This is a genomic window from Bradyrhizobium sp. 147, from assembly GCF_023073935.1.
Lineage (GTDB): Bacteria > Pseudomonadota > Alphaproteobacteria > Rhizobiales > Xanthobacteraceae > Bradyrhizobium.
Genome location: NZ_JADPKL010000028.1, coordinates 32,687 through 48,172, shown reverse-complemented (window position 1 = coordinate 48,172; position 15,486 = coordinate 32,687). Strand labels below are relative to the sequence as shown.

Here is a 15,486-nt window from a genome sequence, read left to right as displayed (position 1 = left end):
GACGGGGATCGATGCCGACTGCAGCCGAGATCATCGCCCGCCTCGAACTTCGCCCCCATCCCGAAGGCGGGCACTACCGCGAGACGTTTCGCGACCAGACCACGGATAGCAACGGGCGCTCGCGTTCGACCTTGATCTATTTCCTGCTCGCGCGCGGCGAGCGCTCGCACTGGCATCGCATCGATGCAGTCGAAGTTTGGCACTATTACGCCGGCAGTCCCTTGATGCTGCGCATCGCGCACGAGGGCTGCTCGCAGCACGAGGTGCAGCTCGGCACGGATCTCGTGAGCGGCGAGCGGCCGCAGGCCATCGTGCCGGCGAATGCCTGGCAGATGGCGGAAACGACCGGCGAATGGACGCTGGTCGGCTGCACCGTCGCGCCCGCATTCGAGTTCGCGAAATTCGAGCTCGCGCCGCCGGGCTGGGAGCCGTAGGCCCGTTCACTGCTTCCGCAGCACCATGTCCTTCGCCGCGATCAGGCCGCCACCGGCGATCAGGATGGCGGCGATGGCGATGTTGGTGCTGGCTTTCGCAAAGCCGGCAGCGATGAGGAAGCCGGTCGACAATAGCGGCGTCGCATAGGAGGCGGCGCCGAGCACGCGGATGTCGCCGCGCTTCATGCCGATGTCCCAGGCGTAGAAGGCAGCACCGACGGGACCGATGCCGAGCGCGGCCACGGAGAGCCATTGCAGCGCGGTCTCCGGCCAGACCGTGGTTTCGAGCAGAGCATGCATCAGCGCGGCAAGCGCGGCGGTGGCGAGGCAGAAGCCCGCGACCGCGTCGGTCGGAACCGCCTTGAGCCGGCGTGACAGCACCGAATAGCTCGCCCAGACGAAGGCGGCGATGAAGGCCGCGACCAGTCCCGGCACCGCGCCCGACGCGAAGCCCGAGGTGTTGCCGGCCAACAGCAGCACGGTGCCGACAAGTCCGAGCACGGCGCCGGCGATGTGATGCAGGGCGAGCCGCTCGCCCGGCAGGAAGGACGAGAACAGCACGATCAGCAGCGGCCAGAGATAATTCAAGAGGCCGGCTTCTGCCGGCGGGGCGAAGCGCAGAGCAAGGAAATAGAGCGCGTGATAGCCGAACAGGCCGCCGACGCCGACGACCCAGACGACGAGCGGCTGGCGCACGCTGCTTGCCGCCTCGCCGCGACCAATCCAGGTGAGCAGGCCGACGAGACCGCCGATCGCGAAGGTCATTGCGGCGAGCTGGAACGCCGGGATCTTTCCAGTCGCCACCGTCATCACTGACAGCAGCGACCACATCAGGATCGCGGTCAATCCGATCAGCGTCGCGGTGCGGGGAGTCATCGATCAAGGGCTCTGAGGACGCTTATGCCCGGCGCGGAGCCGGGCATTTGCGTCTTCACTATCGCCTTGTCGCGCCTGAGGCTACAGGCTTTTGGCTCAAAAGCCTGCGGCCCTATCAGGCCTGATACTGGCCGCCATTGATGGTCATGGTCGACCCGGTGATGAAGCCGGCCTCGTCCGCCGCCAGGAACACGACTGCCCGCGCGATCTCCTCGGGCTCGCCGAGCCGGTTGACGGGAATCTGCGGAATCACGCTCTTTTCCAAAACGTCCTTCGGCACCGCCTGCACCATTTCGGTATTGATGTAGCCGGGGCAGATCGCGTTGACGGTGATGCCGCCCTTGGCGTTCTCGAGCGCGAGCGCCTTGGTGAAACCGATGTCGCCGGCCTTCGCCGCTGAATAGTTGACTTGCCCGAACTGCCCCTTCTGGCCGTTGATCGACGAGATCGAAATGATGCGGCCGAACTTGCGCGCACGCATGCCCTCGATCACCTGGCGCGTCATGTTGAACAGCGAGCCGAGATTGGTGTTGATGACAGCGTTCCACTGCTCGAGCGTCATCTTGTGGAACGCGGTGTCGCGGGTGATGCCGGCATTGTTGACCAGCACCTCGATCGGGCCGAGATCGGCCTCGACCTTCTTCACGCCCTCGGCGCAGGCGTCGAAACTGCTGACGTCCCATTTGTAGACCGCGATGCCGGTCTCGGCCTTGAACTTCTCCGCCGCAGCATCGTTGCCGGCATAGCTCGCCGCAACCTTGTAGCCCGCCGCCTTCAGCGCCTTGCTGATGGCAGCACCGATGCCCCGCGTACCACCCGTGACCAATGCAACACGTGCCATGTCGTATTCCTTCCCTTGGACTCTTCGGACGTTTCTGACGCGATCGTTTTTTAACTGCGGATTATGCGGGACGTTTGACGGACATCAAGAACAAAACGCCCGGCGTCGAGCCGGGCGTTTCTCTTTAGTCGAGACGTGCGCAGTTGCGAAGAATATTTGATTTGCAACCGCCGCCTTTTTAATCGCGTGCAACGCACTCATTGACGTGTGCAGCGCACGCGCAAGTTAAGGTACGTGTCAGGTTCTTCTCAGTCGCGTGCCAGACACATCGCAATGCCCATGCCGCCGCCGATGCACAGCGTGGCAAGGCCCTTCTTCGAATCGCGCTTCTGCATTTCGTGCAGCAGCGTGACCAGCACGCGGGCGCCGGACGCGCCGACCGGATGACCGATGGCGATCGCGCCGCCATTGACGTTGACCTTGGAGGTGTCCCAGCCGAGGTCCTTGTTGACGGCGCAGGCCTGTGCCGCGAAGGCTTCGTTGGCTTCGATCAGGTCGAGATCACCGACATTCCAGCCGGCCTTCTTCAGCGCGGCGCGCGAGGCCGGGATCGGGCCCGAGCCCATGATCTTCGGATCGACGCCGGCCTGCGCCCAGGACACGATGCGGGCAAGCGGCTTCTTGCCTTCCTTGGCGGCCTGCTTGGCGCTCATGAGCACCACGGCGGCAGCGCCGTCATTGATGCCCGAAGCAGAGCCCGCAGTGACCGTGCCGTCCTTCTCGAAGGCCGGCTTGAGCTTGGCCATCGCATCGAGCGTCGCGCCATGGCGCGGATATTCGTCGGCGCTGACGACGACGTCGCCCTTGCGGGTCTTGATGGTGACGGGAACGATCTCGTCGTTGAACTTGCCGGCCTTCTGCGCGGCCTCGGCCTTCTGCTGCGAGGCGACCGCGAACTCGTCCTGTTGGGCGCGGGTGATCTGCCACTGCCGCGCGACGTTTTCGGCGGTGTTGCCCATGTGATAGCCGTTGAAGGCATCCCACAGGCCGTCCTTGATCATGGTGTCGACCAATTCGAGACCGCCCATCTTGACGCCGCCGCGCAGGTGCTGGGCGTGCGGGGCCATGCTCATGGACTCCTGTCCGCCAGCGACCACGATCTCGGAATCGCCGTTGAGCAGCGCCTGGTAGCCGAGCGCGACCGTGCGCAGGCCGGAGCCGCAGAGCTGGTTGACGCCCCAGGCCGGGCTCTCCACCGGAATGCCGGCGGCGATCGAGGCTTGACGGGCTGGGTTCTGGCCCTGAGCTGCGGTCAGGATCTGACCCATGATGACCTCCGAAACCCGGCCGGGCTCGATGCCGGCGCGCTCCAGTGCAGCCTTGATGGCGATGGCGCCGAGATCATGGGCGGGAAGAGTCGCGAACGCTCCGTTGAAGCTTCCGACCGGGGTGCGGGCGGCGCTGACGATGACGACATCGTCTGACATGGGCATCTCCTGAGGTTGAATGGGGGTAGGCGGGGCTGGGGAAACGGCTCGCCAGTCTCGGTCGGCATCCTGTTAACGTCATTGCGGCATGTCAATCGGCCGGCGGCCGAATTCATGCCGCAGCGCATTCAAAATAGCGTTCTTGGCGCTTTCGCAAGCACGTTTTTGCTCTCCGATTAACCGTGCCGCACAAAACGGTAGCGTGACCCCTTTGAAAATGCTTATTTTGTTGCGTTGCGTACTCTTCCCGCCCTGCGGCATAGCCCGCTGGGTTCCTGTTCTCCGCGTTTGCAAGTGAGAGCCCATGGCGAAATCAGACCAACCCACCACCATCAAGAAATACGCGAACCGCCGGCTCTATAATACCGGAACGAGCACTTACGTGACGCTCGAGGACCTCGCCGCCATGGTCAAGGACGGCGAAGATTTCCTGGTCTACGACGCCAAGACCGGTGACGACATCACCCGCTCCGTGCTCGCCCAGATCATCTTCGAGCAGGAGAACAAGGCCGGCCAGAACCTGCTCCCGACCACCTTCCTGCGCCAGCTCATCCGCTTCTACGGCGACAGCATGCAGATGGTGGTGCCGAAATATCTGGAACAGTCGATCGCGACACTGACGCAGGAGCAGGAGAAGTTCCGCAAGCAGATCGCCAACACGCTGTCCGGCACACCGTTTGCGCCGCTCGAGGAGCAGGTCCGCCGCAACATGGAGCTTTTCCAGCAGACCTTCTCGATGTTCAAGCCCTTCGCCGCGCCCCGTCCGGCGGCCACTCCGGAGCCGGAGCCCGATGCAAATGCCGAGGCGCCGAAGGACAGCAACATCGACGATCTGCGCCAGCAGATGAAGGAAATGCAGGAACGCCTCGAGCGGATGTCGAAGAAGGACGAGTAGGTCTATCCATTGAGCCGGCTCTCCGCGAGCCGGAGGACGCAACATGCCCGATCGACGCGCGCATTGGGATAACGTCTACGCCACCAAGGGCGAAGCCGAGGTCAGCTGGTTTCAGAACAGCCCGGCGACCTCGCTCGCGATGATCAGAGCAGCCAATTTGGACCGCGAGGCCGCCATCATCGACATTGGCGGCGGCGCATCGCGATTAGTCGATGCTCTGTTGCAGGACGGACATCGCGACGTCGCCGTGCTGGATCTCTCCGCCAATGCGCTTGACGTCGCGAAGAAACGCCTCGGCGCAGCCGCTTCAGTGGTTGACTGGATCGTTGCCGATGTCACGACATGGCGCTCAGCAAAGACCTACCATCTATGGCACGATCGCGCAGCGTTTCACTTCCTGACCGAATCCCGCGACAGGGCCGCCTATGTCGAGCGCCTGCGGTCGGCGCTTGCGCCCGGCGGCTACGTCATCATCGCGACGTTCGCGCCCGACGGTCCGGAGCAATGCAGCGGCCTGCCGGTGCAGCGCCATGACAGTTCGAGCCTTTTGGCGGAATTGGGGGCCGAGTTCGAGCTGATCGAGACGCGTAGCGAAATCCACCATACGCCGTGGCATTCGACGCAGGCGTTTCAGTTCAGCCGGTTTGAGCGAAGCCTTTAGAAACGGTGTCATGCCCCGGCTTGCCGCCTTCGCTAAAGCTTCGGCGGCCGAGCACCCTTGAGGCCCCGGCGTAGCCTTGGCGGAGCCGGGACCGGGGGCATCCAGCACGCCGCGCCTATCGAGGAGTCACAACTGTCTCTGGAATACTGGATCGCCAGATCAAGTCGGACGATGACAGCGGAGTAATGGCAGCTACGCCGCCAGCTTCACCGCATGCGCAAAATCCCAATAGAGTTTTCGCGCCCGGGCGTAGAACGGACCCGGCTTCAGTTCGCGCTCGTCGATGCGGACAACCGGCGCGACTTTGGCGAAATTGCCGGTGGAGAAGATCTCGTCAGCAGCGAGGAAGTCGGCATAGCGCAGCGTCTTCTCGACCACGGCGACGCCGTCGGCGCGAAGCAGGTTGATGACGCGCTGGCGCGTGATGCCGTTGAGGAACGTTCCGTTGGGCACGGGGGTGTAGACCACGCCGTCGTTGGCCATGAACACGTTGGAATTGCCGAACTCGGCGACATTGCCGAGCATGTCGAGCATCAACGCGTTCTGGAAGCCGCGCGAGGCGGCCTCAGCGAGCGCGCGCGAATTGTTCGGATAGAGGCAGGCGGCCTTGGCCTCGACCGGCGCGCATTCGGCGGTAGGCCTGCGAAACGGCGACAGCGTGATGGCGTTGCCGACGGGTTTTGGCATCGGCGCCTCGTAGATGCACAGGCACCAATTGGTAGTCTCGGGATCGAACAGCACGCCGCCGCCCGAACCGTGCTGCGCCCAATACATCGGACGGATGTAGAGCTCGGCGTTGGCCGCAAAGCGCGCAATGCCCTCGCGCGCGAGCGTGAGCCAGGTGTCGGTATCGACCACCGGCTTGAGGCCAAAGTTGACCGCCGATTGATTGGCGCGGGCGACGTGGCGGTCGAGATCGGGCGCCACACCCTCGAACGCACGCGCGCCGTCGAACACGACAGAGCCGAGCCAAGCCGCATGCGTCCGCGGGCCCATGATCGGCACATTGCCGTCCTGCCATTTGCCCTCGAAGAAGGTCCAGCTCGGTGAATATTCGATGGGCTTCCTGATCTCGGCCATGACCGGCCTCCCTGGCGTGATGCCGCATTAACGCGCCACTATTGGTCGCAATTTCTAAATGATTCCCTGCGGGAAGACAGTTACCCTCTTCCCTTGTCGGAGAATGAAAGATCCATGCCGCTCGATCCGCTCGCAAAACGTTTGTTGACCATGATGGCTGCCGCCGCGCCGCAGACACGAAGCCGGCCGAGCGTCGAGGCACGGCGGCAGTCGCTCGCGAAACTGATGCAGTTCGCGCGCGCTGATGCGCCGGATGTGACGACGTCCAATGGCAGGCTGCCGGGTCCTGGCGGCGAGCTGCCCTATCGCCTCTATGCGCCCGCAAGTGCCGGTGAACGCACGCCGGGATTCGTGTTCTTTCACGGCGGCGGGCTCGTCGCCGGCAGCATCGCCACGCACGACCGCATCGCAGCGGCGCTGGCGCATGCGACGGGCTGCCGCCTTGTCTCGGTCGACTACCGGCTCGCGCCCGAACACAAATTCCCTGCCGCCGTCGACGATGCGATCGCCGCCACCGAGTGGGTCGCGCGTGAAGCGCCAACACTCGGCATCGATGCGGAGCGGCTGGTGGTCGGCGGCGATTCCGCCGGCGCCACGCTGGCTGCGATCGTGTGCCAGGAGGCGATGCAGAACGCAGGCCTCTCCATCGTCGCGCAATGCCTGATCTGCCCGGTGCTGGATTTCGAGGAGATCTCGCCGTCACGCGAGGCGTTCGCCGAGGGCCACCTGATCGATCGCGCCACCATGGAAGCCGACCTCGCCGACTATCTGCCTCAGGGCTTGGATGCCGCCGATCCCCGCATCTCGCCGCTACGCGCGACACGGCTCGCGGGCCTGCCGATGGCGATCATCCATACCGCCGAATTCGACCCGATGCGTGACGAAGGCAATGCCTATGCGCGCAAGCTGCTGACCGCGGGCGTGGTCGTCGAGCACACCTGCCATGACGGCATGATTCACAATTTCCACGCCATGGGCGCCATCCTGCCGCAGGCGCAGCTCGTGCTGTCGCAAATCGGCGAGCAGGTCAGGCGAGCGGTGGAGAGATAGAACGCCAATCACACCCGCGCGTCGAGCACGGCCCTGGCTGCCACGACATATTCAGGCCAATGTGCATCAGCGTAAAGTTCGGCCTGTCGTGCACAGCTGACGTCGGGTGCATGCGCGGCCGCGATCATGCGCGCATAGCGCTCTTCCGCGACCGTCGTATCCTCGGTGGCAGGCTTCGGCGCGGCGGCCACCGCGGTCGGAGCGATAGCAAGCCCAGCCAGACCCGTGAGCAGGATACGGCGTGAGGTGTTCATGGCTTTCATGTCTCTATTGTCCTGCGCAGTGTTTAGTTCGGCCGTAACCGGCGAATGCGTCGCCGTGGCGGCAGCAAAATAGCGTTCGGCATCCGGATGGTCCAGCAGCCGACGGCGCCACTTGCTCGAACGCGCGACCAGCGCACCGGTTCTGTCGCCAAATCGCCGCACCGGGATGAGCCGCGCGCCCGGTTCGATCCGGGGGCTAATCCGGCACCGGCACGTCGTAGGTGTTGAGCGTGACCGAGACCATGCAGTAGACGCCGACGAGATAAGACAGCTCGGCTGCGCCGTGCTCGCCGAACTCCTTCACGGCGGCGCGCCAGGTCAGCTCCGGCAGCACGCCGCCGCCGACCAGCGCCGAGGCCATGTCGTAGGCGACCGCTTCCTGCTTGGTGAGATCGACCGGCCGCTGTCCAGCGACGATGGTCGCGAGCTTCTCGTCGGACAGCCGCGCTGCTCGGCGACCAGCACGTGGGCGTAGAGTTCGTATCTGGAGCGGAAATGCGAGCCGGTGACGAGGATGGCGACCTCGCGCACCGGTGCCGGCAGCAGCGGGTTCGACGCGATCGCCTTGACCAGCTCCCATACCGGCTTGCCGAAGCGCGGCTCGCGCAGCCAGGGATTCCACGGCCCCAGCAGCGCGCCGTCGTCGCGCATGTTCACAAAACCCTTGAAATGGTCCTTGATGCCGGCTCGCATGTCGTCATAAAGCGGCTTCTGTTCGTCGGCCAGATCCTTGGGATCGAGAATGGAAAGGCGCACGGCGGGATCTCCTCTTTGAGAAGATGCGAAGCTCGCCTGCATGCGCGCGCAGGGCAAGTGAAGTTGCTGTGACGGGCGCGCTCAAAACTCCAGCGGCGCGTTGTCGACGACTTCCTTCATCACGAAGAAGGTGCGGGTCTGGCGCACCCCGGGCAGCGCGATCAGCTGCTCGCCATGGATACGGTTGAAATCCTCCATGTCGCCGACACGGATCTTGAGGAAATAGTCGAAATCGCCGGCGACGAGGTGGCAATCGAGCACGAATTTCAGTTTTGTAATCGCCTGCTCGAAAGTGGCAAAACTCTCCGGGGTCGAGCGGTCGAGCACGACGCCGACCATCACCAGCGTGCCCTTGGCCACCTTCTTCGGCGCCACCATCGCGCGCACAGTCGCAATGAAGCCGTCCTCGAACAGGCGCTGGGTGCGGCGATGGCAGGTGGCGGGGCTGATCGCGACGGTTTCGGCCAGCTCGGCATTGCTGAGCCGGCCGTTATTCTGAAGCAATCGCAATATTTTAAGGTCGATACGGTCGAGCCGGGAAGGCATGGAAGAATCTCTCATCTTTAGCGGTCATCACGGCATAAATAGGCGTAATTGATGTCATTTTTGCAAGCAACGGCGCAAGATTGGTGCAGTATTTGAGAGCACCTTTCTTGCAGCAAGTGCTAGTCGCTGCGGCCAGCCCAATGCCAATCGGGATGACCCATGATGCTGAAAAAATTCGCGCGCTATCCGCTCACCTTCGGTCCGACGCCAATTGAGAAGCTTGAGCGGCTATCGAAATATCTCGGCGGTCAAGTCGAGGTCTACGCCAAGCGCGAGGACTGCAATTCGGGCCTTGCCTACGGCGGCAACAAGCTGCGCAAGCTCGAATACATCATTCCCGATGCGATCGCCTCCAACGCCGACACGCTGGTATCGATCGGCGGCGTGCAATCCAACCACACCCGCATGATCGCGGCGGTCGCCGCCAAGCTCGGCATGAAGTGCCGTCTGGTGCAGGAAGCGTGGGTACCGCACGAGGACGCCGTCTATGACCGCGTCGGCAACATCATGCTCTCGCGCATCATGGGTGCCGACGTGCGCCTGGTCGACGACGGCTTCGACATCGGCATCCGCAAGAGCTGGGAGCAGGCGATCGAGGAGGTGAAGGCGGCGGGTGGCAAGCCTTACGCGATTCCGGCCGGCGCCTCCGTGCACAAATTCGGCGGCCTTGGCTATGTCGGCTTCGCCGAGGAAGTGCGCAAGCAGGAGAAGGAGCTCGGCTTCAAATTCGACTACATCGTCGTCTGCACCGTCACCGGCTCGACCCATGCCGGCATGCTGGTCGGCTTCGCCGCCGACGACCGCGCCTGCAAGGTGATCGGCATCGATGCGTCGTTCACGCCTAGCCAGACGAAAGCCCAGGTGCTCGAGATTGCGCAGAACACCGCAAAGCTCGTCGAGCTCGGCAAGGAGCTCGTCCCCGACGACGTCGTGCTGATCGAGGACTATGCCTATCCCGCCTACGGCGTGCCGTCGGAAGAGACCAAGGAAGCGATCCGCCTCACCGCGCGGCTCGAAGGCATGATCACCGACCCCGTCTACGAGGGCAAGTCGATGCAGGGCCTGATCGACCTTGCGAAGAAGGGCTATTTCGAGAAGGGCGCGAAGATCCTGTACGCCCATCTCGGCGGCGCGCCCGCGTTGAACGGGTATGCCTATGCGTTCCGGAATGGGTGAGGTGGCGCAGATCCCGCCACATACACGGCTGTCGTCCGGACAAGCATGAGCACAGATCCGGCACCGAGAGCCACAGGGTCGCGTTGGGCGAAGACTACTCGCTAGCTCGCCCTGACGATCTGCAACAGCTCGTCGCCGTAATGCTCGAGCTTCTTGTCGCCGATCCCGGGCACGTTGCGGAGTTCATCCAGCGTCGTCGGCCAGGCCCGAACGATGCCGTCGATGGTGGCATCGTGCAGCACGACATAGGCGGGCACGCCGCGCTCGCGGGCGACGTCGGAACGCCAGGAGCGCAGCCGCGCGCGCAATTCGGGATCGATGTCGCCTTGCGGCGCGCTCGCCGCGGGTGCGAGGTCGCCGCGGCGCGATTTGACCCGTCTCGAACGGATGCGGGTGCCGGGCGCCTCCTCGCGCAGCCACACTTCCGTTTCGCCGCGCAGCACGCCCCGCGAAGAGTCCGTCAGCTTCAACGCGCCGAATGCTTCGCTGTCGCTCTGCAAATGCCCCATTGCCACTAATTGCCGCAGTACCGTGCGCCACTGCTTTTCGTTGAGCTCGCGGCCAATGCCGAACACCGACAGCTTGTCATGGCTGAACTGCATCACCTTCTCGGTCAGGCGCCCGACCAGCACGTCGATCAAATGCATTGCCCCGAAGCGTTGGCCGGTGCGGTAGACGCAGGACAACAGCTTCTGCGCCAGCACCTTGCCGTCACGCATTTTCGGCGGCGTCAGGCAATTGTCGCAATTGCCGCAACTCTCGGCCATCACGATCTCGCCGAAATAGGCGAGCAGCCGCCGACGCCGGCAATGCGGCGTCTCGGCAAGGCCGACCAGCGCGTCGAGCTTACCGATCGAGACGCGCTTGAATTCGTCGGAAGCGTTCGACTCGTCGATCATGCGGCGCTGCTGCACGATGTCGGAGAGGCCGTAGGCCATCCAGGCGGCGGAGGGCTTGCCGTCACGGCCGGCGCGCCCCGTCTCCTGATAATAGGCTTCGATGCTTTTGGGCAGATCGAGATGGGCGACGAAACGCACGTCAGGCTTGTCGATGCCCATGCCGAACGCAATGGTCGCGACGATGACGATGCCGTCCTCGTTGAGAAAGCGGTCCTGATTCCGGGAGCGCACGCTGCTGTCGAGGCCGGCATGATAGGGCAGCGCGGCCATGCCTGCGTCTTGAAGCGCGGCAGCGACCTCCTCGACGCGGTTGCGGGACAGGCAATAGGCCACGCCGGCATCGCCCATGTGGCGCTCGCGGATGAACTCCTTCAGCTGAGACACCGCATTGCGCTTGTCGACGATCTCGTAGCGGATGTTGGGCCGGTCGAAGCTGGAGATAAATTGCGGGGACCCGGCAAGCTGAAGCCGCTCGACGATTTCCTTGCGGGTCAGATCGTCGGCGGTCGCGGTCAGCGCGATGCGCGGGACATCGGGAAAGCGCTCGGCGATGACGGACAGACCGACATATTCGGGCCGGAAGTCGTGGCCCCATTGCGAGACGCAATGCGCCTCGTCGATCGCGAACAGCGCCACCTTCGCCCGCGCCAGCATCGACAGGCAGCGCGGCGTCACCAGCCGTTCCGGCGCGACATAGAGCAGGTCGAGATCGCCCGCGATCAGGCGGCGCTCCACCTCCGAGGCTTCGTGCGGAGTCAGGGACGAGTTCAGCGCGGCCGCGTTCACACCTGCTTCGATCAGGCCCGCAACCTGATCGCGCATCAGCGCGATCAGCGGCGAGACCACGATGCCGCAGCCTTCGCGCAGCAGTGAGGGGAGTTGATAGCAGAGCGACTTGCCGCCGCCGGTCGGCATCAGCACAAGGCAATTGCCGCCTTCGGTCACGTGCCGGATGATCTCACCCTGCGCGCCGCGGAACCCCGGCAGGCCGAACACCGAATGCAAGACCGACAGCGCGTCGCGGCCGTTGGCCGGAGCAGACAGCGGAGCGGTCGAAGGAGAGGACATGGGCGTGAGGACATTGAGCTTTCGGTCAACGCCAGTCGCACGACCGAGCGGGCATGGCAAGACCGTTTGCGCGGCAGGGTATAGTGTTCCCCTCTCCGCTTTTGAGAGAGGCTGGCTCGCCGCATAGTGAGGGGTCTCTGACCGCGCATTCGATGAGACTTGTTTCGCGGCGACATACCCCTCATGCGGCCCTTCGCGCCACCTTCTCCACAAGAGGAAAAGGGAAGAACAGCCGCTATGCTCCGATCCTTCGCAGCGCCTCCGCGACGGTCAGGATCGGTACACTGCGCTTCTCGGCCGCCTTCAGCGCATGGCGCATCAAATGCGGCGTGCAACCATAGGGGCTCGGCCGGTCGGCGACGTCATGGCCGTACAAGATCAGCCATCCGCCGCTTGCGACCGCCTCGTCGAAATAGCGATCGATGCCTGTCGTATCGATGTCGCGGTCGATCAAGGGCGAAGCACGCAGGAACTGAAGGTCGATGACGCCGTGATTGACGCCGGGAAGGATGCCGCGCGCCGAACGGTAGGCTCTTGCAAGCTGCGGCTTGCGCCAAACCGAGGCGAGACCATACGGATAGGCGAAGTTCTCCAGCATGATCGAGGAATCGATGCTGCGGAAATGGTCGCGATTGCGCTCGATCTCGCGTTCCATGGCGGCTTCGTCGAGATCGACCGCGCTCTGGTGCGAGAAGGTGTGGCAGGCAATCTCGTGGCCGGCGCGGTGAAGCCGCACGATCGCGTCGTTCGACAGGCCCTGCCAATGATCCGACGGCTGATCGATCAGGCTGCCCGAGAGGTAGAATGTGCCGCGGCCGCCATGTTGCTCCAGGAGTTCGGCACCCTCCCCTGCAGCGCTATCTGGGGCATCGTCGAAGGTGAAGCTCACCATCGGCGCGCGCGCAGGCAACCGGTGCGGCGCGGCGCGGAAATGCCGAGCCAGCCGATTGCTCACGCGTCCCTGGAATGCCGACCACACGCTGCGTTTCCCGTGATTCCGTATGCGCTACTGAAACATTCGCGCGCTGGTTGAGGCAAGCCTAACGCTCGGGTAATCCTAACATGGAGCCAACACCCTTCGGCTAGCACGCAGGGACCGATACGTCGGCATCCGTATCGAGATATTGCAGCCAGTTCCGGAATAACGCTGCCGCTGCGGTACCGGCGGCGATATCGGCGCGCAAATTCAGCGCAGGCAATTCGTTGGTGAGCGCGGGATGGCGCTGGTGCCGTGCCTGTTTCTCGAAGCGGGCCAGCTTCTCTTCCGTCGCTGCGTCAAAATAACTCACGGGCAAGTTCGGATAATTCTCGCGCTCACGGGCGAGATAGCGACCGACGTCGCGCAGATATTCGCGCTGGAGCGACAGCGCGTCATATTCCGGGTGGCCCTGGAAGAACACGAAGCGGCTGGCATATTGGCGGACAAAGACGTCGACGCCGGCCTCTTCCGAGCGCGTCAGCACCCGGTACCCGGCTTGCACGAGCTCGCTCTCGGCGATCTCGTTCAGGCGCGAATGCGAGACCTTGAGCGGCATAGGCGCACCGCGCGTCAGCGGATCGTTCGTCACGGCTTCGCAGTCGAAGATGCCGTGACATTTGGCCGGCAGCCGCCGTCGTTCGATACGGTCGAGATGCAGCACCGCCGCATGCGCGGCGAGGCACGACCAGATCGTCGAGCGCGTGTTGACCTTGGCCCAGTCGATCAGCTCGGTCAGGTCGCGCCAGTACGGCTCCTGGTCGAGCTCGGGCGCGACCGGCTCGGCGCCGGTCACGATCAGCCCATCGAATTGACGGCGCCCGAGATCCGCAAGATCGGAATATTCGCTCTCGATATGCCACTTGGCGTCCGGCGAGCGCTTCACCGAAGGAAGCGAGAAGCAGTGAAAGCGGATGCGGCGCGAGCCTGCGGCCGCTTGGAGCAGCTTCATAAACTGCCGCTCGGTCGCCTTCAACGCCGGGTCCGGCACGTTGTTGATCAGCCCGATGGTCAGCTCGGCGCCGCGATCACGCGCGAGATCACCTTCGGCCGGCACCAGGGCCGGGCTTGATATGACTTGATCCCTGTCGATCAAGATCGTCATCGGCGCCGCCGCCTACTCCGCGGCCTGCAGATGCGACGACGGACAGGCCTTTTCCAGCGCCTGGTCGATGTCCTCGATGATGTCTGCGGAATGCTCGATGCCGATCGACAGGCGGATCGTCTCCGGCAGCACGCCCGCTATGCGCTGCTGCTCTGCCGACATCTGCCGGTGCGTCGTCGACGCCGGATGGCAGGCCAGCGACTTGGCATCGCCGATATTGACGAGGCGCGTGATCAGCTTCAGCGCATCATAGAAGGTCTTGCCGGCTTCCATGCCGCCCTTGATGCCGAAGGTGAACAGCGAAGAGGCGTTGCCGTTCAGATATTTCTGCACCAGCGGATAATAGGGGCTGTCCGGGAAGCCCGTGTAATTGACCCAGGCCACCCGCGGATCGCCACGGAGGAATTCGGCGACCTTGCGGGCGTTCTCGACGTGGCGCTCCATGCGCAGCGCCACGGTTTCGATGCCCTGGAGCAGCAGGAAGGCATTGAAAGGCGAGAGCACCGAACCCATGGTGCGCTGATAGACGCTGCGCGCGCGTTCGATGTAGGCGGTCCTGCCGAACCGCTCGGCATAGACGAGGCCATGATAGGACGCATCCGGCTTGTTGTAAGCCGGGAAGCGGTCGGCGTGTTTCCCCCAGGGGAAGTTTCCGGAATCGACGATGGCGCCGCCGAGCGTGGTGCCGTGGCCACCGAGGAACTTGGTCAGGGAATGCACGGCAATATCGGCACCGTAGTCGAACGGCTTGAGCAGAATCGGGGTCGCGACCGTGTTGTCGACGATCAGCGGCACGCCATGCGAATGCGCGATTTTCGCCAGCGCCTCGATGTCGCAGACATTGCCGGCGGGGTTGCCGATGGTCTCGGCGAATACGGCACGGGTATTCTCGTCGATCAGTTTCTCGATCGCCTCGGGCTTATCGCTGTCGGCGAAGCGGCCGGTGATGCCCTGCCGCGGCAGGATGTGGGAGAGCAGCGTGTGTGTGGTGCCGTAGAGCTGCGGCACCGAGACGATGTTGCCGCCGTGATCGGCGACATTGACAAAGGCGAAATGCAGCGCCGCCTGGCCGGTCGCAACCGCAAGCGCGCCGACGCCGCCTTCGAGCTGAGCGATTCGCTTCTCCAGCACCGCGCTGGTCGGATTTGCGATGCGGCTGTAACGAAAGCCCTCGGCCTCGAGATTGAAGAGCGCCGCGCCATGATCGGCGCTGTCGAACGCATAGGCTGCGGTCTGGTAAATCGGCACGGCGACGGCGTGCGTTGTGGCTTCCGGTTCGTAGCCGGCGTGAATAGCGATCGTCTCGTTGCGCATCGTGCCACCTCCGCGTGGAGCGGGCCGCACTTATCGGCCTGTATGAGGCGCGTGCGTTGTCCGCCATCCTCCTGTTAGAAGGGGGTGGTAAAGCGGACAATAATTCGCCTAGAGATCGA

The 15,486-nt window shown here is 63.9% G+C and carries 15 protein-coding genes and 1 pseudogene; 5 read left to right on the top strand and 11 right to left on the bottom strand.

What is annotated here, in order from left to right; all coding sequences use genetic code 11:
* Window positions 1-11: 11 nt before the first annotated feature.
* Window positions 12-434 carry a cupin domain-containing protein gene (locus IVA87_RS08210; protein WP_247297785.1) on the top strand — a complete coding sequence of 141 codons (423 nt, stop codon included), beginning with the start codon at window positions 12-14 and terminating at the stop codon, window positions 432-434.
* A 6-nt stretch (window positions 435-440) separates the two neighbouring features.
* Here IVA87_RS08210 and IVA87_RS08205 read toward each other — a convergent pair whose 3' ends face one another.
* From IVA87_RS08205 to IVA87_RS08195, 3 genes are all read right to left on the bottom strand, one after another.
* Window positions 441-1,310, bottom strand: coding sequence for an EamA family transporter (locus tag IVA87_RS08205; protein ID WP_247297784.1), 870 nt, complete (start codon window positions 1,308-1,310; stop codon window positions 441-443).
* A 115-nt stretch (window positions 1,311-1,425) separates the two neighbouring features.
* Window positions 1,426-2,151 (bottom strand): acetoacetyl-CoA reductase, encoded by a 726-nt coding sequence (gene phbB, locus IVA87_RS08200; RefSeq protein ID WP_247276261.1) that lies wholly within the window; start codon window positions 2,149-2,151, stop codon window positions 1,426-1,428.
* 248 nt (window positions 2,152-2,399) lie between these two features.
* Window positions 2,400-3,578 carry an acetyl-CoA C-acetyltransferase gene (locus IVA87_RS08195; RefSeq protein ID WP_247297782.1) on the bottom strand — a complete coding sequence of 393 codons (1,179 nt, stop codon included), beginning with the start codon at window positions 3,576-3,578 and terminating at the stop codon, window positions 2,400-2,402.
* Between the two features lie 304 nt (window positions 3,579-3,882).
* Between IVA87_RS08195 and phaR the strand changes: the two genes are divergently transcribed.
* The gene (gene phaR, locus IVA87_RS08190; protein WP_247276259.1) at window positions 3,883-4,473 is read left to right on the top strand and encodes a polyhydroxyalkanoate synthesis repressor PhaR; all 591 of its coding nucleotides are present in this window, start codon (window positions 3,883-3,885) and stop codon (window positions 4,471-4,473) included.
* A gap of 43 nt (window positions 4,474-4,516) precedes the next feature.
* Window positions 4,517-5,134, top strand: coding sequence for a class I SAM-dependent methyltransferase (locus IVA87_RS08185; protein ID WP_247297781.1), 618 nt, complete (start codon window positions 4,517-4,519; stop codon window positions 5,132-5,134).
* A 192-nt stretch (window positions 5,135-5,326) separates the two neighbouring features.
* On the opposite strand, the gene IVA87_RS08180 is transcribed toward IVA87_RS08185, so the two are convergent.
* Entirely contained in the window at window positions 5,327-6,214 is an 888-nt protein-coding gene (locus IVA87_RS08180; RefSeq protein ID WP_247297780.1) for a branched-chain amino acid aminotransferase, read from the bottom strand.
* A 114-nt stretch (window positions 6,215-6,328) separates the two neighbouring features.
* Here IVA87_RS08180 and IVA87_RS08175 point away from each other — a divergent pair, with 114 nt between their 5' ends.
* Window positions 6,329-7,264, top strand: a complete 936-nt coding sequence (locus tag IVA87_RS08175) for an alpha/beta hydrolase (RefSeq protein WP_247297779.1) — start codon at window positions 6,329-6,331, stop codon at window positions 7,262-7,264.
* 8 nt (window positions 7,265-7,272) lie between these two features.
* Here IVA87_RS08175 and IVA87_RS08170 read toward each other — a convergent pair whose 3' ends face one another.
* The 3 genes and pseudogenes from IVA87_RS08170 to IVA87_RS08160 all read right to left on the bottom strand — a co-directional run bounded on the left by IVA87_RS08170 (window position 7,273) and on the right by IVA87_RS08160 (window position 8,829).
* The gene (locus IVA87_RS08170; RefSeq protein WP_247298006.1) at window positions 7,273-7,518 is read right to left on the bottom strand and encodes a hypothetical protein; all 246 of its coding nucleotides are present in this window, start codon (window positions 7,516-7,518) and stop codon (window positions 7,273-7,275) included.
* A gap of 205 nt (window positions 7,519-7,723) precedes the next feature.
* Window positions 7,724-8,283 (bottom strand): annotated as a pseudogene (locus IVA87_RS08165) (carboxymuconolactone decarboxylase family protein).
* Window positions 8,284-8,364: 81 nt separating this feature from the next.
* On the bottom strand, window positions 8,365-8,829 hold the full coding sequence (locus tag IVA87_RS08160) for an Lrp/AsnC ligand binding domain-containing protein (protein ID WP_247276253.1): 465 nt from the start codon (window positions 8,827-8,829) through the stop codon (window positions 8,365-8,367).
* Between the two features lie 162 nt (window positions 8,830-8,991).
* Here IVA87_RS08160 and IVA87_RS08155 point away from each other — a divergent pair, with 162 nt between their 5' ends.
* Complete coding sequence (locus IVA87_RS08155) at window positions 8,992-10,005, top strand: 1-aminocyclopropane-1-carboxylate deaminase (protein ID WP_247298003.1); 1,014 nt, start codon at window positions 8,992-8,994, stop codon at window positions 10,003-10,005.
* A gap of 101 nt (window positions 10,006-10,106) precedes the next feature.
* Here the strand turns inward: IVA87_RS08155 and recQ are convergent, their stop codons facing one another.
* From recQ to IVA87_RS08135, 4 genes are all read right to left on the bottom strand, one after another.
* Window positions 10,107-11,972 carry a DNA helicase RecQ gene (gene recQ, locus IVA87_RS08150; RefSeq protein ID WP_247333307.1) on the bottom strand — a complete coding sequence of 622 codons (1,866 nt, stop codon included), beginning with the start codon at window positions 11,970-11,972 and terminating at the stop codon, window positions 10,107-10,109.
* 235 nt (window positions 11,973-12,207) lie between these two features.
* Window positions 12,208-12,951 carry a polysaccharide deacetylase family protein gene (locus tag IVA87_RS08145; RefSeq protein ID WP_247297777.1) on the bottom strand — a complete coding sequence of 248 codons (744 nt, stop codon included), beginning with the start codon at window positions 12,949-12,951 and terminating at the stop codon, window positions 12,208-12,210.
* Between the two features lie 103 nt (window positions 12,952-13,054).
* Window positions 13,055-14,053, bottom strand: coding sequence for a homoserine O-succinyltransferase (locus IVA87_RS08140; RefSeq protein ID WP_247297776.1), 999 nt, complete (start codon window positions 14,051-14,053; stop codon window positions 13,055-13,057).
* Between the two features lie 12 nt (window positions 14,054-14,065).
* Window positions 14,066-15,367 (bottom strand): O-acetylhomoserine aminocarboxypropyltransferase/cysteine synthase family protein, encoded by a 1,302-nt coding sequence (locus IVA87_RS08135; RefSeq protein WP_247297775.1) that lies wholly within the window; start codon window positions 15,365-15,367, stop codon window positions 14,066-14,068.
* Window positions 15,368-15,486: the final 119 nt, after the last annotated feature.